Raw genomic sequence first — 20,388 nt, 5'->3', positions numbered from 1 at the left:
ACAACCCTGAGAGGGATTGACGCATAGTGCTCGACGTCAACTTCTTCGATGAGCTCCGGATCGGTCTGGCCACCGCTGACGACATCCGTCAGTGGAGCCACGGCGAGGTCAAGAAGCCCGAGACCATCAACTACCGCACGCTCAAGCCGGAAAAGGACGGGCTCTTCTGCGAGAAGATCTTCGGTCCGACCCGGGACTGGGAGTGCTACTGCGGTAAGTACAAGCGCGTCCGCTTCAAGGGCATCATCTGCGAGCGCTGCGGCGTGGAGGTCACGCGCGCCAAGGTGCGTCGTGAGCGGATGGGCCACATCGAGCTGGCCGCTCCTGTCACCCACATCTGGTACTTCAAGGGCGTCCCGTCGCGCCTTGGCTACCTGCTCGACCTCGCCCCGAAGGACCTCGAGAAGGTCATCTACTTCGCGGCGTACATGATCACGTTCGTCGACGAAGAGCGCCGTACCCGCGACCTGCCCTCCCTCGAGGCGCACGTCCAGGTCGAGCGTCAGCAGATCGAGAACCGTCGCGACTCCGACCTGGAGGCCCGCGCCAAGAAGCTCGAGACCGACCTGGCCGAGCTCGAGGCCGAGGGTGCCAAGGCCGATGTGCGCCGCAAGGTGCGCGAGGGTGCCGAGCGCGAGATGAAGCAGCTGCGCGACCGTGCGCAGCGCGAGATCGACCGTCTGGACGAGGTCTGGTCGCGCTTCAAGAACCTCAAGGTCCAGGACCTCGAGGGCGACGAGCTGCTCTACCGCGAGCTGCGTGACCGTTTCGGCACGTACTTCGACGGCTCGATGGGTGCCGCGGCGCTGCAGAAGCGCCTGGAGACCTTCGACCTCGAGGAGGAGGCCGAGCGCCTCCGCGAGATCATCCGTACCGGCAAGGGCCAGAAGAAGACCCGTGCGCTCAAGCGCCTCAAGGTCGTCTCCGCGTTCCTGCAGACCAGCAACAGCCCCAAGGGCATGGTGCTCGACTGCGTGCCGGTCATCCCGCCGGACCTGCGTCCGATGGTGCAGCTGGACGGTGGCCGCTTCGCGACCTCCGACCTGAACGACCTGTACCGCCGCGTCATCAACCGCAACAACCGCCTGAAGCGGCTTCTCGACCTCGGTGCTCCCGAGATCATCGTGAACAACGAGAAGCGCATGCTCCAGGAGGCCGTGGACGCCCTCTTCGACAACGGTCGTCGTGGTCGCCCGGTGACCGGTCCCGGTAACCGCCCGCTGAAGTCCCTGAGCGACATGCTCAAGGGCAAGCAGGGTCGTTTCCGTCAGAACCTTCTCGGTAAGCGTGTGGACTACTCCGCGCGTTCCGTGATCGTCGTCGGTCCGCAGCTGAAGCTGCACCAGTGTGGTCTCCCGAAGGCCATGGCGCTGGAGCTCTTCAAGCCGTTCGTGATGAAGCGCCTGGTCGACCTGAACCACGCGCAGAACATCAAGAGCGCCAAGCGCATGGTGGAGCGCGGCCGCACGGTCGTGTACGACGTCCTCGAAGAGGTCATCGCCGAGCACCCGGTTCTGCTGAACCGTGCTCCCACCCTGCACCGCCTCGGCATCCAGGCCTTCGAGCCGCAGCTGGTCGAGGGCAAGGCCATTCAGATCCACCCGCTCGTCTGCACCGCGTTCAACGCGGACTTCGACGGTGACCAGATGGCCGTGCACCTGCCGCTCTCCGCGGAGGCGCAGGCCGAGGCCCGCATCCTGATGCTGTCCTCGAACAACATCCTGAAGCCCGCCGACGGCCGTCCGGTGACGATGCCGACCCAGGACATGGTCCTCGGTCTGTTCTTCCTCACCACCGACGGTGAGCTCCGTGACGTCAAGGGCGAGGGCCGCGCGTTCGGCTCCACGGCCGAGGCGACCATGGCGTTCGACGCCGGCGAGCTGGCGCTCCAGTCGGCCGTGGACATCCGCTTCCCGGTCGGCACCATGCCGCCGCGCGGCTGGACCCCGCCGCCCGTCGAGGAGGGCGAGCCCGAGTACCAGCCGGGTGACAGCTTCCGGCTGCGGACGACCCTGGGCCGCGCGCTCTTCAACGAGCTGCTGCCCGAGGACTACCCGTTCGTCGACTACTCGGTGGGCAAGAAGCAGCTCGGCGAGATCGTCAACGACCTCGCGGAGCGCTACCCCAAGGTCATCGTGGCGGCGACGCTCGACAACCTGAAGGCGGCCGGCTTCTACTGGGGCACCCGCTCCGGCGTCACCGTGGCCATCTCCGACGTCGTCGTTCCCGAGGCGAAGAAGGAAATCGTCGCGGGCTACGAGGCGCAGGACGAGAAGGTCCAGAAGCAGTACGAGCGCGGTCTCATCACGAAGGAAGAGCGCACTCAGGAGCTCATCGCGATCTGGACCAAGGCGACCAATGAGGTCTCCGAGGCGATGAACGCGAACTTCCCGAAGACCAACCCCATCTTCATGATGGTTGACTCGGGTGCCCGAGGAAACATGATGCAGATGCGTCAGATCGCGGGTATGCGTGGTCTGGTGTCGAACGCCAAGAACGAGACGATCCCGCGTCCGATCAAGGCCTCCTTCCGTGAGGGCCTGTCGGTGCTGGAGTACTTCATCTCGACTCACGGTGCTCGTAAGGGTCTGGCGGACACCGCCCTGCGTACCGCCGACTCGGGTTACCTGACCCGTCGTCTGGTGGACGTCTCGCAGGACGTCATCATTCGCGAGGAGGACTGCGGCACCGACCGTGGCCTCAAGCTCCAGATCGCGGAGCGTGGCGCCGATGGCGTGCTGCGCAAGACCGAGGACGTCGAGACCAGCGTCTATGCCCGCATGCTCGCCGAGGACATCGTCGTCGACGGCAAGGTCATCGCGCCGGCCAACGTCGACCTGGGTGACGTGCTCATCGACGCCCTCGTCGCCCACGGCGTCGAGATCGTCAAGACCCGCTCGGTGCTCACCTGTGAGTCCGCGGTCGGCACCTGTGCCTTCTGCTACGGCCGCTCGCTGGCCACCGGCAAGCTGGTCGACATCGGTGAGGCGGTCGGCATCATCGCCGCCCAGTCCATCGGTGAGCCCGGTACCCAGCTGACGATGCGTACCTTCCACACCGGTGGTGTGGCAGGTGACGACATCACCCAGGGTCTGCCCCGTGTCGTCGAGCTCTTCGAGGCTCGTACGCCGAAGGGTGTCGCCCCGATCTCCGAGTCCGCGGGCCGTGTCCGCATCGAGGAGACCGAGAAGACCAAGAAGCTCGTCGTCACCCCCGACGACGGCAGCGACGAGATCCCGTTCCCGATCTCGAAGCGTGCCCGTCTGCTGGTGGGCGAGGGCGACCACGTCGAGGTCGGCCAGAAGCTGACCGTGGGTGCCACCAACCCGCACGACGTGCTGCGCATTCTGGGTCAGCGTGCGGTCCAGGTGCACCTGGTCGGCGAGGTCCAGAAGGTCTACAACTCGCAGGGTGTGTCGATCCACGACAAGCACATCGAGATCATCATCCGGCAGATGCTGCGCCGCGTGACGATCATCGAGTCCGGCGACGCCGAGCTGCTGCCCGGCGAGCTGGTCGAGCGCTCGAAGTTCGAGGGCGAGAACCGTCGTGTGGTCACCGAGGGCGGTCACCCCGCCTCCGGCCGTCCGCAGCTGATGGGTATCACCAAGGCCTCGCTGGCGACGGAATCCTGGCTGTCGGCCGCCTCCTTCCAGGAGACGACCCGAGTCCTGACGGATGCGGCGATCAACGCCAAGTCCGACAGCCTCATCGGCCTCAAGGAGAACGTCATCATCGGTAAGCTCATCCCGGCCGGTACGGGTCTGTCCCGCTACCGCAACATCCGGGTGGAGCCCACCGAGGAGGCCAAGGCCGCGATGTACTCGGCCGTCGGCTACGACGACATCGACTACTCGCCGTTCGGCACCGGCTCCGGCCAGGCCGTTCCGCTGGAGGACTACGACTACGGTCCGTACAACCAGTAGGCGAATAGCTGCTTGAAACCGCAGGGCGGTCACTCCGGGGAGAACCGGGGTGGCCGCCCTGCGGCGTATTGACGCATGATGGACACCACAACATGTCCGGGTCCCGGGGGAGTGGTCTCGTGTCGAATCCGTCGTGGCAGCCGGTCCCGTGGCCGGGCCAGCAGGGTCATCAGCCGTCGATGCTGGCCGCGCACGCGGACCGGGAGCGCGCCGTCGATGTGCTGCGCGCGGGGTTCGCGGAGGGACGCCTGCAGCAGAGCGAGTACGAGCGGCGGATCGAGCGGGCCTATCAGGCGCGCACGGTCGGGGAACTGACCACGCTCGTCGCCGATCTGCCGCAGGGGCCGGCGCCGCAGCAGCAGTTCCAGCAGCAGATGATGGGCGTGCCCCAGACGTTCCTGCCGCCGCCCCCGCCGGCTACCAACGGCAAGGCGATCGGGGCCCTGGTGTGCGGTGTGGGCACGATTTTCAGCGGTGGGGTGTCCAGCATCCCCGCGGTGATTCTGGGCCACATGGCGCGCAAGGAGATCCGCGAGCGGGGCGAGACCGGTGACGGCATGGCGGTGGCCGGGCTGGTGCTCGGGTGGCTGTTCGTGGCCTTCTGGAGCCTGATCATCGTCGTGGCAGTGGTGTCGGCGGGCAGTCAGTAGGAGCGGTCGCGCCCGGCGTGTCCTGGCTCCGGGGTATTTGTTTTGACCACAGCGTATGAGATAGGTACGCTCAGACCTTGTGCCTGGGGTGTGCCTGGGCTCGTGTGCGTGTCATCAGCCGCACGGCGAGTCCGATCAGGGCCACCGCAATCTGCCGTTTTCCCACCTTCGGTGGGGGTCTGCAGTATTCGACACACCCGACCGCGTGGGTCGGGAAAGTTCCAGGTTAGCTTTACTACTCGGCACACAGAAACCGGAGAAGTAGTGCCTACGATCCAGCAGCTGGTCCGGAAGGGCCGGCAGGACAAGGTCGAGAAGAACAAGACGCCCGCACTCGAGGGTTCGCCCCAGCGCCGTGGCGTCTGCACGCGTGTGTTCACGACCACCCCGAAGAAGCCGAACTCGGCCCTCCGTAAGGTCGCGCGTGTGCGTCTGACCAGCGGCATCGAGGTCACGGCCTACATTCCGGGTGAGGGACACAACTTGCAGGAGCACTCCATCGTGCTCGTGCGCGGCGGCCGTGTGAAGGACCTGCCCGGTGTTCGTTACAAGATCATCCGCGGTTCGCTTGACACCCAGGGTGTCAAGAACCGCAAGCAGGCCCGCAGCCGCTACGGCGCCAAGAAGGAGAAGTAGAAATGCCTCGTAAGGGCCCCGCCCCGAAGCGCCCGGTCATCATCGACCCGGTCTACGGTTCTCCTCTGGTGACCTCCCTCATCAACAAGGTGCTGCTGAACGGCAAGCGCTCCACCGCCGAGCGCATCGTGTACGGCGCCATGGAGGGCCTGCGCGAGAAGACCAGCAACGACCCGGTCATCACCCTGAAGCGCGCGCTTGAGAACATCAAGCCGACCCTCGAGGTCAAGTCCCGCCGTGTCGGTGGCGCGACCTACCAGGTTCCGATCGAGGTCAAGCCCGGCCGCGCCAACACCCTCGCGCTCCGCTGGCTCGTCGGCTACTCCCGCGCCCGTCGCGAGAAGACGATGACCGAGCGTCTGACGAACGAGCTGCTCGACGCCTCGAACGGCCTCGGCGCTGCCGTCAAGAAGCGCGAGGACACGCACAAGATGGCCGAGTCCAACAAGGCCTTCGCGCACTACCGCTGGTAGTCGCAACCCACATCGAGACCGAGAGAAGACTGAAGCCTTATGGCTACCACTTCACTTGACCTGGCCAAGGTCCGAAACATCGGCATCATGGCCCACATCGACGCGGGCAAGACGACCACCACCGAGCGGATCCTCTTCTACACCGGCGTCTCGTACAAGATCGGTGAGGTCCACGACGGCGCTGCCACGATGGACTGGATGGAGCAGGAGCAGGAGCGTGGCATCACGATCACGTCTGCTGCGACGACCTGCCACTGGCCGCTCGAGGACAACGACTACACGATCAACATCATCGACACCCCGGGGCACGTCGACTTCACCGTTGAGGTGGAGCGCTCCCTGCGTGTGCTCGATGGTGCCGTGACGGTGTTCGACGGTGTCGCCGGTGTCGAGCCGCAGTCCGAGACGGTGTGGCGTCAGGCCGACCGTTACGGCGTGCCGCGCATCTGCTTCGTCAACAAGCTGGACCGTACCGGCGCCGAGTTCCACCGCTGCGTGGACATGATCTCGGACCGCCTGGGCGCCCAGCCGCTCGTCATGCAGCTCCCCATCGGGGCCGAGGCCGACTTCCAGGGTGTCGTCGACCTCGTCACGATGAAGGCGTACGTCTGGTCGGCCGAGGCCGCCAAGGGCGAGGCCTACGACACCGTCGAGATCCCCGACACGCACAAGGAGGCTGCGGACGAGTACCGCGGCAAGCTCCTTGAGGCCGTCGCGGAGAACGACGAAGAGATCATGGAGCTGTACCTGGAGGGCCAGGAGCCCTCTGTGGAGCAGATGTACGCCGCGATCCGTCGTATCACCATCGCGTCCGGCAAGTCCGACGGCACCACGGTCACCCCGGTGTTCTGCGGTACCGCGTTCAAGAACAAGGGCGTTCAGCCCCTGCTCGACGCGGTCGTGCGCTACCTGCCGACCCCCCTTGACGTCGACTCCATCGAGGGTCACGACGTGAAGGACCCGGAGAAGGTCATCGCGCGCAAGCCGTCCGAGGACGAGCCGCTGTCGGCCCTCGCCTTCAAGATCGCGAGCGACCCGCACCTGGGCAAGCTCACCTTCATCCGGGTTTACTCGGGTCGCCTGGAGGCCGGCACCGCGGTGCTGAACTCCGTCAAGGGCAAGAAGGAGCGCATCGGCAAGATCTACCGCATGCACGCGAACAAGCGTGAGGAGATCGCGTCGGTGGGCGCCGGTGACATCGTCGCCGTCATGGGCCTGAAGCAGACCACCACCGGTGAGACGCTGTCCGACGACAAGAACCCGGTCATCCTGGAGTCCATGGACTTCCCGGCGCCGGTCATTCAGGTCGCCATCGAGCCCAAGTCCAAGGGTGACCAGGAGAAGCTGGGTGTCGCCATCCAGCGTCTCGCGGAGGAGGACCCCTCCTTCCAGGTGCACTCGGACGAGGAGACCGGCCAGACCATCATCGGTGGTATGGGCGAGCTCCACCTCGACGTCCTTGTCGACCGCATGAAGCGGGAGTTCAAGGTCGAGGCCAACGTCGGCAAGCCGCAGGTCGCGTACCGCGAGACCATCCGCAAGACGGTCGACAAGGTCGACTTCACGCACAAGAAGCAGACTGGTGGTACCGGCCAGTTCGCGAAGGTGCAGATCTCGATCGAGCCGATCGAGGGTGGCGACGCGAGCTACGAGTTCGTGAACAAGGTCACCGGTGGTCGTATCCCGAAGGAGTACATCCCTTCGGTCGACGCCGGCTGCCAGGAGGCCATGCAGTTCGGCATCCTCGCCGGTTACGAGATGACCGGTGTTCGCATCACGCTGCTCGACGGTGCCTTCCACGAGGTCGACTCCTCCGAGCTCGCCTTCAAGATCGCCGGTTCGCAGGCGTTCAAGGAGGCCGCGCGCAAGGCCGGTCCCGTGCTTCTCGAGCCGATGATGGCCGTTGAGGTCATCACGCCCGAGGACTACATGGGCGATGTCATCGGTGACGTCAACTCCCGCCGTGGCCAGATCCAGGCCATGGAGGAGCGGATGGGCGCCCGCGTCGTCAAGGGCCTGGTACCGCTGTCGGAGATGTTCGGCTACGTCGGCGACCTCCGCAGCAAGACGTCGGGTCGCGCGAGCTACTCGATGCAGTTCGACTCCTACGCCGAGGTTCCGCGGAACGTCGCCGAGGAGATCATCGCGAAGGCCAAGGGCGAGTAACTCACTCGAGTTCACGCTTTAGGCTTGACTCCGGAGCTCTTGGGGCATTTCCCGGCAACAGCCACGAAATGCCCCGGGGCCCTGGCTTTCCAGCAAAGATCACCTGGCGCCGATGAAGCAAGGCGTACAGAACCACTCCGCAGGAGGATTCAGTGGCGAAGGCAAAGTTCGAGCGGACTAAGCCGCACGTCAACATCGGCACCATCGGTCACATTGACCACGGTAAGACGACCCTCACGGCCGCCATTACCAAGGTGCTGCACGACGCGTACCCGGACCTGAACGAGGCCTCGGCCTTCGACCAGATCGACAAGGCTCCCGAGGAGCGCCAGCGCGGTATCACGATCTCGATCGCGCACGTCGAGTACCAGACCGAGGCGCGTCACTACGCCCACGTCGACTGCCCGGGTCACGCGGACTACATCAAGAACATGATCACGGGTGCCGCGCAGATGGACGGCGCCATCCTCGTGGTCGCCGCCACCGACGGCCCGATGCCGCAGACCAAGGAGCACGTGCTCCTGGCCCGCCAGGTCGGCGTTCCGTACATCGTCGTCGCGCTGAACAAGGCCGACATGGTGGACGACGAGGAGATCCTGGAGCTCGTCGAGCTCGAGGTCCGTGAGCTCCTCTCCGAGTACGAGTTCCCGGGCGACGACGTTCCGGTCATCAAGGTCTCGGCGCTCAAGGCGCTCGAGGGCGACAAGGAGTGGGGCGAGTCCGTCCTCAACCTGATGAAGGCCGTCGACGAGGCCATCCCGGCCCCCGAGCGTGACGTCGACAAGCCGTTCCTGATGCCGATCGAGGACGTCTTCACGATCACCGGTCGTGGCACCGTCGTCACCGGTCGTATCGAGCGTGGCATCCTCAAGGTCAACGAGACCGTCGACATCATCGGCATCAAGACCGAGAAGACCACCACCACGGTCACCGGCATCGAGATGTTCCGCAAGCTGCTCGACGAGGGCCAGGCCGGTGAGAACGTCGGTCTGCTCCTCCGTGGCATCAAGCGCGAGGACGTCGAGCGCGGCCAGGTCATCATCAAGCCCGGTTCGGTCACGCCGCACACCGAGTTCGAGGCCCAGGCCTACATCCTGTCCAAGGACGAGGGTGGCCGCCACACGCCGTTCTTCAACAACTACCGTCCGCAGTTCTACTTCCGTACGACGGACGTGACGGGCGTTGTGACCCTCCCCGAGGGCACCGAGATGGTCATGCCGGGCGACAACACCGAGATGTCCGTCTCGCTGATCCAGCCCGTGGCCATGGAAGAGGGCCTGAAGTTCGCCATCCGTGAGGGTGGCCGGACCGTGGGCGCCGGCCAGGTCACCAAGATCAACAAGTAAGTCTCACTTACCTGTTGGGCTTGATGCCTGGTAGCTCATAGAGCACCTGCTCCAAGAGCACCTGAGAGGGCCCGTACGACTTCGGTCGTACGGGCCCTTTCTGCTGTCCTTTTTACGTTGGTCAGGCGCGCGCCTGCGTCGGCCGCCACAGCCACGGCCGGGCATCGGGGGAGAGGCCCGCGGCAGCCGGCCCGCGGGCGGTCAGGACCAGGGCAGGGCCGTCCAGGGCGACCGGCGCCGTGTTCGGGCGGATGGTGCGGCCCGCGTGGTGCAGCCGGACGTTGCCGTCGGTGTCACGGCCGAGGAGGTACGCGCCCGCCGCCGCCACCGGCCCGTAGCCGGGGAAGTCGACGCGTGGGCCGCCGGGGGACAGTAGCTCGGCGGATGCGGGCGGACGGTAGTAGAGCCGGTCTCCGGACGCGGCGACGGCGTCCGCGGGGGCGGGCAGGCCGGACAGCGGCGCGGGGCCCCGAGGCGTCCAGTGGTGGACGGTGTCACGGCCCGCGGCGTACACGTGCACGTCTCCGTCCTCGCCGACGACCGCCGTGAGCCCGTCCTGGACCGGGCCGCCGCCGAGCTCGCGCCACGGGGACCAGGACCCGGACCCGTCGCGCACCCGCGTGCTGACGCCCTGCCCCGCATCGCGTACGAAGAGGTGGACGCGGCCGTCCGGAGCGGCGGCCGCCACCGGGACACCGATGCGGCGGCCGCGGTCGGGATCGCTCTCCGGGTTGCCGAGGCCCTTCCACGCCTGCCGTTCCAGGGCCACGATCTCGCGCACGTCGGCGCCGTCCTGGACGGACGCGAGGCGCAGGCCGAGGACGAGGTGGCCGCCGTCGGGGAGCGCGACCGCCGTGAGGGCCGGAGCGAGCGGGCCGCCGCCGAGGTCCGCCGGATTCCCGAATTCGCCGTCCTTCTCGGTGTACCGGACGGCGCGCAGCCCCAGCACCCCGTACGCGGTGAGCCGCCCGTCGGCGTCCGGGGCGAGGGCGAGCCGGGGCCCCGGATAGCGGTAGTGGGTGGCGCGGACCCAGCCCTTGCGGTTGGTGAGGGGGCGGTCGCCGCCGACGTTGTAGTCGCCGCAGCCGGAGGGGTTGCCGCAGCTCCAGTCGGGGGCGGCGCCGTACGGGACGAGCTGGGCGGCCTTCGCCCGGAGGACCTGTGGTGGCAGGTTCTTCGGCCAGTGGTTGTTGTAGTAGCCGCGGAAGGCGGTCGTGGCGAACGCGGGCGGCCCGCCCTTGGCGCGCTGCGTCCAGCGGATCAGCGCGGCCCAGCTGAAGCAGGCGACGGCGGTGTGGTCGGCGTGGTCGGAGTAGCCGGGCTGCTCGCTGTCGCGGATCCGCGTGAGCCGGTCGCTGTGCTGGATGTCGGGGTCCGGGTCCAGGGTGTGCACGAGGGTGGGGCGATAGCGCTCGAAGAGCGCGACGAGCACATCGGTCAGGGACTCGCGGTCGTACGTCTGGACGGCGTGCAGCGGGGAGCCGACGGGGACGAGGGTGCGCAGGATCAGGCCCGGTTCGCGCCAGAGCGCGGGGACGCCCATATGGCCCTCCGGGGTGTGCATCGCGAGGTTGAGGTGCACCAACTCGACGCTGTGGCCCCGGTGTTGGAGCGAGTCGACCTCGACCTGGAAGCCGCCGGGCAACCGGACGGCGGCCGTGGTCCAGCGGGTGAAGACGGGCAGGCCGAGCTGGGTCGCGTACGCCTGGCGCAGGCCCTGGTGGCGGGCGGCGGAGTAGGCCGCCTTGTCGGGGGCCGGGTCGCGGTCGGCCGGCGTCTTGTTCCGGCCGTCGGCCTCGCCCGCGGTGACGTACACGCAGACGACCGGGGCGCCCGCGTCGAGGGCGTGCCGGGTGTCCGGGTTCATGAAGTACAGGTCGTCGTCGGGGTGGGCGAGGATCTGGAGCAGCAGGGCGCGCTCGGCCTGTGCGGCGGTGCGGCCGGTGGCGGGGGAGGGGACGGTGCTGCGGGGCGGCGGTGCGGGGGTGGCGCGGGAGCAGGCGGAGAGGGTGCCCGCGGCGGCGAGCGCGGCGGCGCCGATGAGGGTGCTCCGGCGGCCGGGGCCGCGCCCAACGAGTATGTGGGGAGGGGGAGTTGCAGGTCTTTCCCGCACGGTGGCGCACACTCCGTTCGCTGCCGAGGCAGCGTTCGGGGGGTGGTGCGCTCGCCTCTGTTCAGGTGGTTCACCTCAACAGAGGGGCAATGTGACGCCAGGGTTCCGGTGATCTCGGTCTCGGGGCGAGGGGGCCTTGTGCGCGGGACACGGACACCCCTGGTTTGACCTTCGTCACTGAGGGGGTACTCTCTACGGCTCGATTGGCCCCGGACGTGCCCTGTGTGGCAGACTGTCGGGGTTGCTCGGTTGAGTGCCGATGCTGCGCGCCTCCCGCCGGGAGGACCGAAAGCGAGTCCCACAGTACTCGTCGGCTGTATCTACCTCTCGGGGTAGCAATCGGCCGGACGTACGGGAATCTTTCGGGAAGCGTCAGCGAGGTTCCTCTGCCAGGCGCTCGGTGGGTTTCTTCCCCCGTGTACATGCGGTCTTGGCCGCAGACCCCTTAGCAGGGACATCCATGCGGATATTTCTGTGAGCGGGACTGCGACACGCCCGACCGCGTGGGGCGGAGGAAGTGTGAAACAGGGCCCCCGGGTTCCAGAGCGTTACGAGAGACAGGACTACTAAGTAGCCATGGCGGGACAGAAGATCCGCATCCGGCTCAAGGCCTACGACCACGAGGTCATCGACTCCTCGGCGAAGAAGATCGTCGAGACGGTGACCCGCACTGGTGCGTCGGTCGCGGGCCCGGTGCCGCTGCCTACCGAGAAGAACGTGTACTGCGTCATCAAGTCGCCGCACAAGTACAAGGACTCTCGCGAGCACTTCGAGATGCGCACGCACAAGCGCCTCATCGACATCCTCGACCCGACTCCGAAGACCGTTGACTCCCTGATGCGACTCGACCTTCCGGCCGGCGTCGACATCGAGATCAAGCTCTGAGGGCCGGTGATCTGAAGATGACTAAGCAGATCAAGGGCATCCTGGGCGAGAAGCTCGGCATGACGCAGGTGTGGGACGAGAACAACCGTGTTGTTCCGGTCACCGTCGTCAAGGCCGGTCCGAACGTGATCACCCAGGTTCGCACCAACGACGTCGACGGTTACGACTCCGTCCAGCTCGCCTTCGGCGAGATTGACCCGCGCAAGGTGAACAAGCCCCTCAAGGGCCACTTCGCCAAGGCCGATGTCACCCCCCGTCGCCACCTCGTCGAGATTCGTACCTCGGACTCCTCCGAGTACACCCTCGGCCAGGAGATCACCGCTGAGGTGTTCGATGGTGGCGTCAAGGTCGACGTGACCGGCCAGAGCAAGGGCAAGGGCTTCGCCGGCGGCATGAAGCGCCACAACTTCCGTGGTGGCAAGGCATCGCACGGTGCCCACCGCGTGCACCGCAAGCCGGGTTCCATCGGCGGTTGCGCCACCCCCGGCCGTGTGTTCAAGGGCACCCGCATGGCGGGCCGCATGGGCAACGAGCGGGTCACCACCCAGAACCTGACCGTCCACGCCGTTGACGCGGAGAAGGGTCTGCTGCTCATCAAGGGCGCGGTTCCTGGTCCGAACGGCGGCCTCGTCCTGGTCCGTACCGCGACCAAGGGGGCCTGAGGTAACGATGAGCACTGTTGACATCCTTTCGCCGGCGGGCGACAAGGCCGGGACCGTCGAGCTCCCCTCGGAGATCTTCGACGTTGAGAAGATCAGCATTCCGCTGATCCACCAGGTCGTCGTCGCACAGCTGGCCGCTGCCCGTCAGGGCACGCACAAGACCAAGCGCCGCGGTGAAGTCCGCGGTGGTGGCAAGAAGCCGTACCGCCAGAAGGGCACCGGCCGCGCCCGCCAGGGCTCGACGCGTGCGCCGCAGTTCGCCGGCGGTGGCATCGTCCACGGCCCGCAGCCGCGTGACTACTCGCAGCGGACCCCGAAAAAGATGAAGGCCGCGGCCCTGCGCCACGCCCTCACCGACCGGGCCCGCAACGCTCGCATCCACGTCGTCTCCGGCGTGGTCGAGGGCGAGGCCTCCACGAAGGCCGCCAAGACGCTGTTCGGCAAGATCTCGGAGCGCAAGCACGTGCTCCTGGTCGTCGACCGCGCCGACGAGGCCGCGTGGCTGTCCGCCCGCAACCTGCCCCAGGTCCACATCCTGGAGCCGGGCCAGCTGAACACGTACGACGTTCTCGTCTCGGACGACGTGGTCTTCACCAAGGCCGCTTTCGAGTCCTTCGTGTCTGGCCCCAAGGCCGCTGACACCGAAGGGAGCGAAGCCTGATGGCTATTCGTCACCAGAGCATCGCGTCCAAGGCTGCGAAGGCCGCGAAGGCCGCGCGCGTCGCCAAGGCGAAGCGCATCGCGACCGAGGGCAAGATCGCCGTTGAGCCCACCCCGCTGAGCAAGTCCTTCTCGGACCCGCGCGACGTCCTCGTCAAGCCGGTCGTCTCCGAGAAGTCGTACGCGCTTCTCGACGAGGGCAAGTACACGTTCGTCGTGGCCCCCGGCGCCAACAAGACCCAGATCAAGCAGGCCGTCGAGGCGGTCTTCTCGGTCAAGGTCACCGGCGTCAACACGATCAACCGTCAGGGCAAGCGGAAGCGTACGCGCAGCGGGTTCGGCAAGCGTGCCGACACCAAGCGCGCCATCGTGACCCTCGCTGAGGGCGACCGTATCGACATCTTCGGCCAGGCCTCCTAACGGAGCGCCCGGTCCGAATATCGGACGAGGACTGAGAAATGGGAATCCGCAAGTACAAGCCGACTACGCCGGGCCGTCGTGGCTCCAGCGTCGCCGACTTCGTCGAGGTAACGCGGTCCACGCCGGAGAAGTCGCTGGTCCGCCCGCTGCACAGCAAGGGCGGCCGTAACAACGCCGGTCGGATCACCGTTCGCCACCAGGGTGGCGGACACAAGCGCGCCTTCCGAGTGATCGACTTCCGTCGTCACGACAAGGACGGCGTGCCGGCGAAGGTCGCTCACATCGAGTACGACCCGAACCGCACTGCGCGCATCGCGCTCCTGCACTACGCGGACGGCGAGAAGCGCTACATCCTGGCTCCGCGCGGTCTCGCGCAGGGCGCCAAGGTGGAGAACGGCCCCGCTGCCGACATCAAGCCCGGTAACAACCTGGCGCTCCGCAACATCCCGGTCGGTACCACGATCCACGCGATCGAGCTCCGTCCCGGTGGTGGCGCCAAGTTCGCCCGCTCCGCGGGTGCCTCCGTGCAGCTGCTCGCGAAGGAGGGCTCGATGGCCCACCTTCGTATGCCCTCCGGCGAGATCCGCCTGGTCGACGTGCGCTGCCGCGCCACCGTCGGCGAGGTCGGCAACGCCGAGCAGAGCAACATCAACTGGGGCAAGGCCGGCCGCATGCGCTGGAAGGGCGTCCGCCCGACCGTGCGTGGTGTCGTGATGAACCCGGTCGACCACCCGCACGGTGGTGGTGAAGGCAAGACCTCCGGTGGTCGTCACCCGGTCTCGCCGTGGGGTCAGAAGGAGGGTCGTACTCGTGATCGCAACAAGGCGAGCAACAAGTACATCGTCCGCCGCCGCAAGTCGAACAAGAAGCGCTAGGAGCGGGTTTAGATGCCGCGCAGTCTCAAGAAGGGACCCTTCGTCGACGGCCACCTCGTAAAGAAGGTGGACGTACAGAACGAAGCCGGTTCCAAGAACGTCATCAAGACCTGGTCCCGCCGCTCGATGATCATCCCCAGCATGCTGGGTCACACGATCGCGGTGCACAACGGCAAGACCCACATCCCGGTGTTCGTCACCGAGTCGATGGTCGGCCACAAGCTCGGCGAGTTCTCGCCGACGCGCACCTTCCGGGGTCACGTCAAGGACGACCGGAAGTCGAAGCGCCGCTAAGGCGGGGTGGAATCGACTATGACTAACACCGAAGGGACAACCATGGAAGCCAGGGCCCAGGCGCGGTACATCCGCGTCACGCCCATGAAGGCCCGCCGCGTGGTGGACCTCATCCGTGGCATGGACGCCACGGAGGCTCAGGCGGTCCTGCGATTCGCCCCGCAGGCCGCGAGCCAGCCGGTGGGCAAGGTGCTCGACAGCGCCATCGCCAACGCCGCGCACAACTACGACCACCCCGACGCGTCTTCGCTGGTCATCAGCGAGGCGTACGTGGACGAGGGTCCGACCCTGAAGCGGTTCCGTCCGCGTGCTCAGGGCCGTGCCTACCGGATCCGTAAGCGGACCAGCCACATCACCGTGGTCGTCAGCAGCAAGGAAGGAACCCGGTAATGGGCCAGAAGGTAAACCCGCACGGGTTCCGGCTCGGTGTCACGACCGACTTCAAGTCGCGTTGGTACGCCGACAAGCTGTACAAGGACTACGTCAAGGAAGACGTCGCCATCCGTCGGATGATGACGTCCGGCATGGAGCGCGCCGGCATCTCGAAGGTTGAGATCGAGCGCACCCGTGACCGCGTGCGGGTGGACATCCACACCGCTCGTCCCGGCATCGTCATCGGCCGCCGTGGCGCCGAGGCCGACCGCATCCGCGGTGACCTCGAGAAGCTCACGGGCAAGCAGGTCCAGCTCAACATCCTCGAGGTGAAGAGCCCGGAGACCGACGCTCAGCTGGTGGCCCAGGCCGTCGCCGAGCAGCTGTCCTCCCGCGTCTCCTTCCGCCGCGCCATGCGTAAGAGCATGCAGGGCACGATGAAGGCCGGCGCCAAGGGCATCAAGATCCAGTGTGGCGGTCGTCTCGGCGGTGCCGAGATGTCCCGTTCGGAGTTCTACCGCGAGGGCCGCGTGCCCCTGCACACGCTCCGCGCCAACGTGGACTACGGCTTCTTCGAGGCCAAGACGACCTTCGGCCGCATCGGCGTGAAGGTCTGGATCTACAAGGGCGACGTCAAGAACATCGCCGAGGTTCGCGCCGAGAACGCCGCGGCCCGCGCCGGTAACCGTCCGGCCCGTGGCGGTAACGACCGCCCGGCCCGTGGTGGTGGCCGTGGTGGCGAGCGTGGCGGTCGCGGTCGTAAGCCGCAGCAGCAGTCCGCGCCGGCTGCCGAGGCCCCCAAGGCCGACGCTCCCGCCGCTGCCGCTCCGGCTGCTGAGAGCACCGGAACGGAGGCCTGACCGAAATGCTGATCCCCCGTAGGGTCAAGCACCGCAAGCAGCACCACCCGAAGCGCAGCGGTATGTCCAAGGGTGGCACGCAGGTTGCGTTCGGCGAGTACGGCATCCAGGCGCTCACGCCGGCGTACGTGACGAACCGTCAGATCGAGGCCGCTCGTATCGCCATGACGCGTCACATCAAGCGTGGCGGCAAGGTCTGGATCAACATTTACCCGGACCGCCCCCTCACCAAGAAGCCTGCCGAGACCCGCATGGGTTCCGGTAAGGGTTCGCCGGAGTGGTGGGTCGCCAACGTCAAGCCCGGACGCGTGATGTTCGAGCTGTCGTACCCCAACGAGAAGACCGCGCGTGAGGCCCTGACTCGCGCAGCTCACAAGCTGCCGATGAAGTGCAAGATCGTTAAGCGCGAGGCAGGTGAAGCGTGATGTCGGCCGGAACCAAGGCGTCTGAGCTGCGCGAGCTGGGCAACGAGGAGCTCCTCAACAAGCTCCGCGAGGCCAAGGAAGAGCTGTTCAACCTCCGCTTCCAGGCGGCGACGGGTCAGCTCGAGAACCACGGCCGGCTCAAGGCCGTCCGCAAGGACATCGCGCGGATCTACACCCTCATGCGCGAGCGCGAGCTGGGCATCGAGACGGTGGAGAGCGCCTGATGAGCGAGAAGACTGTGACTGAAGAGACTGCCGCCCGCGGCTTCCGCAAGACCCGTGAGGGTCTTGTCGTCAGCGACAAGATGGACAAGACCGTCGTCGTCGCTGTCGAGGACCGCGTCAAGCACGCCCTGTACGGCAAGGTCATCCGCCGTACGAACAAGCTCAAGGCGCACGACGAGCAGAACGCTGCCGGCGTCGGCGACCGCGTCCTCCTGATGGAGACGCGTCCGCTGTCGGCGAGCAAGCGCTGGCGCATCGTCGAGATCCTCGAGAAGGCCAAGTAATTCTCTGAGGCATCCCTCAGAGTTCGTTCCGCCAGGCTCGGCAGGGGCCCATCTCGTAAGAGAGAAGCCCCTGCCGGGAACCGGCAGACAAACAGGAGATAGACGTGATCCAGCAGGAGTCGCGACTGCGCGTCGCCGACAACACGGGTGCGAAGGAAATTCTCACCATCCGTGTTCTCGGTGGCTCGGGTCGCCGCTACGCGGGCATCGGTGACGTCATCGTCGCCACCGTGAAGGACGCGATCCCCGGTGGCAACGTGAAGAAGGGTGACGTCGTCAAGGCGGTCATCGTTCGCACCGTCAAGGAGCGTCGCCGTCCGGATGGCTCGTACATCCGCTTCGACGAGAACGCCGCCGTCATTCTGAAGAACGACGGCGACCCCCGCGGCACCCGTATCTTCGGCCCGGTCGGCCGTGAGCTGCGCGAGAAGAAGTTCATGAAGATCATCTCGCTCGCGCCGGAGGTGCTGTAAGCATGAAGATCAAGAAGGGCGACCTGGTACAGGTCATCACCGGTAAGGACAAGGGCAAGCAGGGCAAGGTCATTGCCGCTTACCCGCGCGACGAGCGCGTCCTGGTCGAGGGTGTCAACCGGGTCAAGAAGCACACGAAGGCCGGCCCGACCGCCAGCGGTTCGCAGGCCGGCGGCATCGTGACCACCGAGGCCCCCGTCCACGTCTCCAACGTCCAGCTGGTCGTGGAGAAGGACGGCAACAAGGTTGTCACGCGTGTCGGTTTCCGCTTCGACGATGACGGCAACAAGATCCGCGTTGCCAAGCGGACGGGTGAGGACATCTGATGACGACCACCACCACTCCGCGTCTGAAGACGAAGTACCGCGAGGAGATCACGGGCAAGCTGCAGGAGGAGTTCTCGTACGAGAACGTCATGCAGATCCCCGGTCTCGTGAAGGTCGTCGTGAACATGGGTGTCGGCGACGCCGCCCGTGACTCGAAGCTCATGGACGGTGCCGTCCGTGACCTGACGACGATCACCGGCCAGAAGCCGGCCATCACCAAGGCTCGCAAGTCCATCGCGCAGTTCAAGCTGCGTGAGGGTCAGCCGATCGGTGCCCACGTCACGCTCCGTGGCGACCGCATGTGGGAGTTCCTGGACCGCACCCTGTCGCTCGCGCTGCCGCGCATCCGCGACTTCCGTGGTCTGTCCCCCAAGCAGTTCGACGGCCGTGGCAACTACACCTTCGGTCTCACGGAGCAGGTCATGTTCCACGAGATCGACCAGGACAAGATCGACCGCGTCCGGGGTATGGACATCACCGTGGTCACCACGGCGACCAACGACGACGAGGGCCGTGCCCTTCTGCGTCACCTCGGCTTCCCGTTCAAGGAGGCGTAAGCGAGATGGCGAAGAAGGCACTTATTGCCAAGGCTGCTCGTAAGCCGAAGTTCGGTGTTCGTGGCTACACGCGCTGCCAGCGCTGCGGCCGCCCGCACTCCGTGTACCGCAAGTTCGGCCTGTGCCGCGTCTGCCTTCGTGAGATGGCTCACCGTGGCGAGCTGCCGGGCGTGACCAAGAGCTCCTGGTAGTCCCTTAATTGGGACTGCCCGGATCTCTCGGTAAGTAAAGGGTCGGCAGAGCCCGTCCCCCGCATGGCTTAGGCTTGTGGGGTTGGGCTCTGCTGCCCTACCGACTTACTACGCCGTAGGTCCCCGCGCCGCACCCGTCCCGCCCCTGTGTGGGGAGAGGGATGGCGCATACAGGAAACCCCGGCGAGAGAGGCCGAAGGCCAATTCATGACCATGACTGATCCGATCGCAGACATGCTTACGCGTCTGCGGAACGCGAACTCGGCGTACCACGACTCCGTGGCTATGCCGCACAGCAAGATCAAGTCGCACATCGCCGAGATCCTCCAGCAGGAGGGTTTCATCACCGGCTGGAAGGTCGAGGACGCCGAGGTCGGCAAGTCCCTCGTCCTGGAGCTGAAGTTCGGCCCGAACCGTGAGCGTTCGATCGCCGGCATCAAGCGCATCTCCAAGCCGGGTCTGCGTGTGTACGCGAAGTCCACCAACCTGCCGAAGGTTCTCGGCGGCCTGGGCGTGGCGATCATCTCCACGTCCCACGGTCTCCTGACCGGCCAGCAGGCAGGCAAGAAGGGCGTGGGTGGGGAAGTCCTCGCCTACGTCTGGTAGCGGAAGGAATCGGAGGAAACAGCTATGTCGCGTATTGGCAAGCTCCCCATCACGGTTCCCGCCGGCGTGGACGTCACCATCGACGGCCAGACGGTCGCGGTGAAGGGCCCCAAGGGTTCCCTGAGCCACACCGTTGCGGCGCCGATCGAGATCGCCAAGGGTGAGGACGGCGTTCTGGCCGTCACCCGCCCGAACGACGAGCGTCAGAACAAGGCCCTCCACGGCCTGTCCCGCACGCTGGTGGCGAACATGATCACCGGCGTGACCACGGGTTACGTGAAGAAGCTCGAAATCAGCGGTGTCGGTTACCGCGTCCTGGCGAAGGGCTCCAACCTGGAGTTCTCGCTCGGCTACAGCCACCCGATCCTGATCGAGGCGCCCGAGGGCATCTCCTTCAAGGTCGAATCGGCGACCAAGTTCTCGGTCGAGGGCATCGACAAGCAGAAGGTCGGCGAGGTTGCGGCCAACATCCGCAAGCTGCGCAAGCCCGACCCGTACAAGGCCAAGGGCGTCAAGTACGAAGGCGAAGTCATCCGCCGCAAGGTCGGAAAGGCGGGTAAGTAAGCCATGGCATACGGTCAGAAGATCGCTAAGGGCGACGCTTACAAGCGTGCGGCCATCAAGCGCCGCCACATCCGTATCCGTAAGAACATGTCGGGTACGGCGGAGCGTCCGCGCCTGGTCGTGACGCGCTCGAACCGGAACATCGTGGCGCAGGTCATCGACGACGTTAAGGGTCACACCCTCGCGTCGGCGTCGACCCTGGACACGTCGATCCGCGGCGGCGAGGGCGACAAGTCCTCGCAGGCCAAGTCGGTCGGCGCCCTGGTCGCCGAGCGCGCCAAGGCCGCCGGTGTCGAGGCTGTCGTGTTCGACCGTGGTGGTAACCAGTACGCCGGGCGCATTGCCGCCCTGGCGGACGCCGCCCGCGAAGCCGGACTCAAGTTCTGAGTCTTGCCCGTTC

At 66.4% G+C, this 20,388-nt stretch carries 25 protein-coding genes; 24 read left to right on the top strand and 1 reads right to left on the bottom strand.

The features are described from left to right. The first annotated feature begins 26 nt into the window (after positions 1–26). The 6 genes from ACIRHA_RS30480 to tuf all read left to right on the top strand — a co-directional run bounded on the left by ACIRHA_RS30480 (position 27) and on the right by tuf (position 9,197). On the top strand, positions 27–3,926 hold the full coding sequence (locus tag ACIRHA_RS30480) for a DNA-directed RNA polymerase subunit beta' (protein WP_327662002.1): 3,900 nt from the start codon (positions 27–29) through the stop codon (positions 3,924–3,926). Between the two features lie 119 nt (positions 3,927–4,045). Then, positions 4,046–4,576 (top strand): DUF1707 and DUF4190 domain-containing protein, encoded by a 531-nt coding sequence (locus ACIRHA_RS30475; protein WP_403852551.1) that lies wholly within the window; start codon positions 4,046–4,048, stop codon positions 4,574–4,576. A gap of 264 nt (positions 4,577–4,840) precedes the next feature. Further along, complete coding sequence (gene rpsL / locus ACIRHA_RS30470) at positions 4,841–5,212, top strand: 30S ribosomal protein S12 (RefSeq protein WP_003948652.1); 372 nt, start codon at positions 4,841–4,843, stop codon at positions 5,210–5,212. A gap of 2 nt (positions 5,213–5,214) precedes the next feature. Next, complete coding sequence (gene rpsG, locus ACIRHA_RS30465; protein WP_266713060.1) at positions 5,215–5,685, top strand: 30S ribosomal protein S7; 471 nt, start codon at positions 5,215–5,217, stop codon at positions 5,683–5,685. A gap of 39 nt (positions 5,686–5,724) precedes the next feature. Continuing rightward, positions 5,725–7,851: an elongation factor G gene (fusA, locus tag ACIRHA_RS30460; RefSeq protein ID WP_403852549.1), complete on the top strand. Its 2,127-nt coding sequence runs from the start codon at positions 5,725–5,727 to the stop codon at positions 7,849–7,851. A gap of 152 nt (positions 7,852–8,003) precedes the next feature. After that, positions 8,004–9,197, top strand: coding sequence for an elongation factor Tu (gene tuf, locus ACIRHA_RS30455; RefSeq protein ID WP_403852547.1), 1,194 nt, complete (start codon positions 8,004–8,006; stop codon positions 9,195–9,197). A 121-nt stretch (positions 9,198–9,318) separates the two neighbouring features. Here the strand turns inward: tuf and ACIRHA_RS30450 are convergent, their stop codons facing one another. Beyond that, positions 9,319–11,310: a PIG-L family deacetylase gene (locus ACIRHA_RS30450; protein ID WP_403852545.1), complete on the bottom strand. Its 1,992-nt coding sequence runs from the start codon at positions 11,308–11,310 to the stop codon at positions 9,319–9,321. 576 nt (positions 11,311–11,886) lie between these two features. Here ACIRHA_RS30450 and rpsJ point away from each other — a divergent pair. The 18 genes from rpsJ to rplR all read left to right on the top strand — a co-directional run bounded on the left by rpsJ (position 11,887) and on the right by rplR (position 20,375). Continuing rightward, a complete protein-coding gene (gene rpsJ, locus ACIRHA_RS30445; RefSeq protein ID WP_003948644.1) occupies positions 11,887–12,195 on the top strand; it encodes a 30S ribosomal protein S10 in 309 nt (102 codons plus the stop codon). A gap of 17 nt (positions 12,196–12,212) precedes the next feature. Further along, positions 12,213–12,857, top strand: a complete 645-nt coding sequence (gene rplC, locus ACIRHA_RS30440; RefSeq protein ID WP_403852543.1) for a 50S ribosomal protein L3 — start codon at positions 12,213–12,215, stop codon at positions 12,855–12,857. Positions 12,858–12,864: 7 nt separating this feature from the next. Continuing rightward, positions 12,865–13,518 carry a 50S ribosomal protein L4 gene (rplD, locus tag ACIRHA_RS30435; protein WP_351338280.1) on the top strand — a complete coding sequence of 218 codons (654 nt, stop codon included), beginning with the start codon at positions 12,865–12,867 and terminating at the stop codon, positions 13,516–13,518. After that, complete coding sequence (rplW, locus tag ACIRHA_RS30430) at positions 13,518–13,937, top strand: 50S ribosomal protein L23 (protein WP_403852540.1); 420 nt, start codon at positions 13,518–13,520, stop codon at positions 13,935–13,937. Before rplD ends, rplW begins: the two co-directional genes overlap by 1 nt. A 38-nt stretch (positions 13,938–13,975) precedes the next feature. After that, a complete protein-coding gene (gene rplB / locus ACIRHA_RS30425; RefSeq protein ID WP_266713074.1) occupies positions 13,976–14,812 on the top strand; it encodes a 50S ribosomal protein L2 in 837 nt (278 codons plus the stop codon). 12 nt (positions 14,813–14,824) lie between these two features. Further along, positions 14,825–15,106, top strand: coding sequence for a 30S ribosomal protein S19 (gene rpsS / locus ACIRHA_RS30420; protein WP_266713077.1), 282 nt, complete (start codon positions 14,825–14,827; stop codon positions 15,104–15,106). Between the two features lie 42 nt (positions 15,107–15,148). Then, a complete protein-coding gene (gene rplV / locus ACIRHA_RS30415) occupies positions 15,149–15,496 on the top strand; it encodes a 50S ribosomal protein L22 (protein ID WP_266713079.1) in 348 nt (115 codons plus the stop codon). Then, complete coding sequence (rpsC, locus tag ACIRHA_RS30410) at positions 15,496–16,338, top strand: 30S ribosomal protein S3 (RefSeq protein WP_266713081.1); 843 nt, start codon at positions 15,496–15,498, stop codon at positions 16,336–16,338. Before rplV ends, rpsC begins: the two co-directional genes overlap by 1 nt. A 5-nt stretch (positions 16,339–16,343) precedes the next feature. Beyond that, complete coding sequence (gene rplP / locus ACIRHA_RS30405; protein ID WP_018528356.1) at positions 16,344–16,763, top strand: 50S ribosomal protein L16; 420 nt, start codon at positions 16,344–16,346, stop codon at positions 16,761–16,763. Beyond that, positions 16,763–16,987, top strand: coding sequence for a 50S ribosomal protein L29 (gene rpmC, locus ACIRHA_RS30400; RefSeq protein ID WP_010036720.1), 225 nt, complete (start codon positions 16,763–16,765; stop codon positions 16,985–16,987). Before rplP ends, rpmC begins: the two co-directional genes overlap by 1 nt. Beyond that, positions 16,987–17,271, top strand: coding sequence for a 30S ribosomal protein S17 (rpsQ, locus tag ACIRHA_RS30395; RefSeq protein ID WP_266713085.1), 285 nt, complete (start codon positions 16,987–16,989; stop codon positions 17,269–17,271). Before rpmC ends, rpsQ begins: the two co-directional genes overlap by 1 nt. A gap of 104 nt (positions 17,272–17,375) precedes the next feature. Further along, entirely contained in the window at positions 17,376–17,744 is a 369-nt protein-coding gene (rplN, locus tag ACIRHA_RS30390; RefSeq protein WP_003974257.1) for a 50S ribosomal protein L14, read from the top strand. A 2-nt stretch (positions 17,745–17,746) separates the two neighbouring features. Further along, positions 17,747–18,070, top strand: coding sequence for a 50S ribosomal protein L24 (gene rplX, locus ACIRHA_RS30385; protein ID WP_160506664.1), 324 nt, complete (start codon positions 17,747–17,749; stop codon positions 18,068–18,070). After that, positions 18,070–18,627, top strand: a complete 558-nt coding sequence (rplE, locus tag ACIRHA_RS30380; protein ID WP_403852538.1) for a 50S ribosomal protein L5 — start codon at positions 18,070–18,072, stop codon at positions 18,625–18,627. The genes rplX and rplE overlap by 1 nt, the downstream gene beginning before the upstream one ends. A 5-nt stretch (positions 18,628–18,632) precedes the next feature. Then, on the top strand, positions 18,633–18,818 hold the full coding sequence (locus ACIRHA_RS30375; RefSeq protein ID WP_003948630.1) for a type Z 30S ribosomal protein S14: 186 nt from the start codon (positions 18,633–18,635) through the stop codon (positions 18,816–18,818). Between the two features lie 207 nt (positions 18,819–19,025). After that, positions 19,026–19,424, top strand: coding sequence for a 30S ribosomal protein S8 (rpsH, locus tag ACIRHA_RS30370; protein WP_266713091.1), 399 nt, complete (start codon positions 19,026–19,028; stop codon positions 19,422–19,424). 24 nt (positions 19,425–19,448) lie between these two features. After that, positions 19,449–19,988, top strand: a complete 540-nt coding sequence (gene rplF / locus ACIRHA_RS30365; RefSeq protein WP_266713093.1) for a 50S ribosomal protein L6 — start codon at positions 19,449–19,451, stop codon at positions 19,986–19,988. A 3-nt stretch (positions 19,989–19,991) separates the two neighbouring features. Beyond that, complete coding sequence (gene rplR / locus ACIRHA_RS30360; protein ID WP_403852536.1) at positions 19,992–20,375, top strand: 50S ribosomal protein L18; 384 nt, start codon at positions 19,992–19,994, stop codon at positions 20,373–20,375. Positions 20,376–20,388 lie beyond the last annotated feature (13 nt).

Source organism: Streptomyces sp. NPDC102360 (assembly GCF_044766085.1).
In the GTDB taxonomy this organism is placed as follows: domain Bacteria; phylum Actinomycetota; class Actinomycetes; order Streptomycetales; family Streptomycetaceae; genus Streptomyces.
This window is presented reverse-complemented; position numbering and strand designations above follow the sequence as displayed.

Bases quoted from the DNA above. Each gene is read 5' to 3' on its own strand.
- rpsG (WP_266713060.1), top strand. From the start codon at position 5,215: ATGCCTCGTAAGGGCCCCGCCCCGAAGCGCCCGGTCATCATCGACCCG.
- fusA (WP_403852549.1), top strand. From the start codon at position 5,725: ATGGCTACCACTTCACTTGACCTGGCCAAGGTCCGAAACATCGGCATC.
- rpsJ (WP_003948644.1), top strand. From the start codon at position 11,887: ATGGCGGGACAGAAGATCCGCATCCGGCTCAAGGCCTACGACCACGAG.
- rplC (WP_403852543.1), top strand. From the start codon at position 12,213: ATGACTAAGCAGATCAAGGGCATCCTGGGCGAGAAGCTCGGCATGACG.
- rplD (WP_351338280.1), top strand. From the start codon at position 12,865: ATGAGCACTGTTGACATCCTTTCGCCGGCGGGCGACAAGGCCGGGACC.
- rplW (WP_403852540.1), top strand. From the start codon at position 13,518: ATGGCTATTCGTCACCAGAGCATCGCGTCCAAGGCTGCGAAGGCCGCG.
- rplB (WP_266713074.1), top strand. From the start codon at position 13,976: ATGGGAATCCGCAAGTACAAGCCGACTACGCCGGGCCGTCGTGGCTCC.
- rpsS (WP_266713077.1), top strand. From the start codon at position 14,825: ATGCCGCGCAGTCTCAAGAAGGGACCCTTCGTCGACGGCCACCTCGTA.
- rplV (WP_266713079.1), top strand. From the start codon at position 15,149: ATGGAAGCCAGGGCCCAGGCGCGGTACATCCGCGTCACGCCCATGAAG.
- rpsC (WP_266713081.1), top strand. From the start codon at position 15,496: ATGGGCCAGAAGGTAAACCCGCACGGGTTCCGGCTCGGTGTCACGACC.
- rplP (WP_018528356.1), top strand. From the start codon at position 16,344: ATGCTGATCCCCCGTAGGGTCAAGCACCGCAAGCAGCACCACCCGAAG.
- rpmC (WP_010036720.1), top strand. From the start codon at position 16,763: ATGTCGGCCGGAACCAAGGCGTCTGAGCTGCGCGAGCTGGGCAACGAG.
- rpsQ (WP_266713085.1), top strand. From the start codon at position 16,987: ATGAGCGAGAAGACTGTGACTGAAGAGACTGCCGCCCGCGGCTTCCGC.
- rplX (WP_160506664.1), top strand. From the start codon at position 17,747: ATGAAGATCAAGAAGGGCGACCTGGTACAGGTCATCACCGGTAAGGAC.
- rplE (WP_403852538.1), top strand. From the start codon at position 18,070: ATGACGACCACCACCACTCCGCGTCTGAAGACGAAGTACCGCGAGGAG.
- ACIRHA_RS30375 (WP_003948630.1), top strand. From the start codon at position 18,633: ATGGCGAAGAAGGCACTTATTGCCAAGGCTGCTCGTAAGCCGAAGTTC.
- rpsH (WP_266713091.1), top strand. From the start codon at position 19,026: ATGACCATGACTGATCCGATCGCAGACATGCTTACGCGTCTGCGGAAC.
- rplF (WP_266713093.1), top strand. From the start codon at position 19,449: ATGTCGCGTATTGGCAAGCTCCCCATCACGGTTCCCGCCGGCGTGGAC.
- rplR (WP_403852536.1), top strand. From the start codon at position 19,992: ATGGCATACGGTCAGAAGATCGCTAAGGGCGACGCTTACAAGCGTGCG.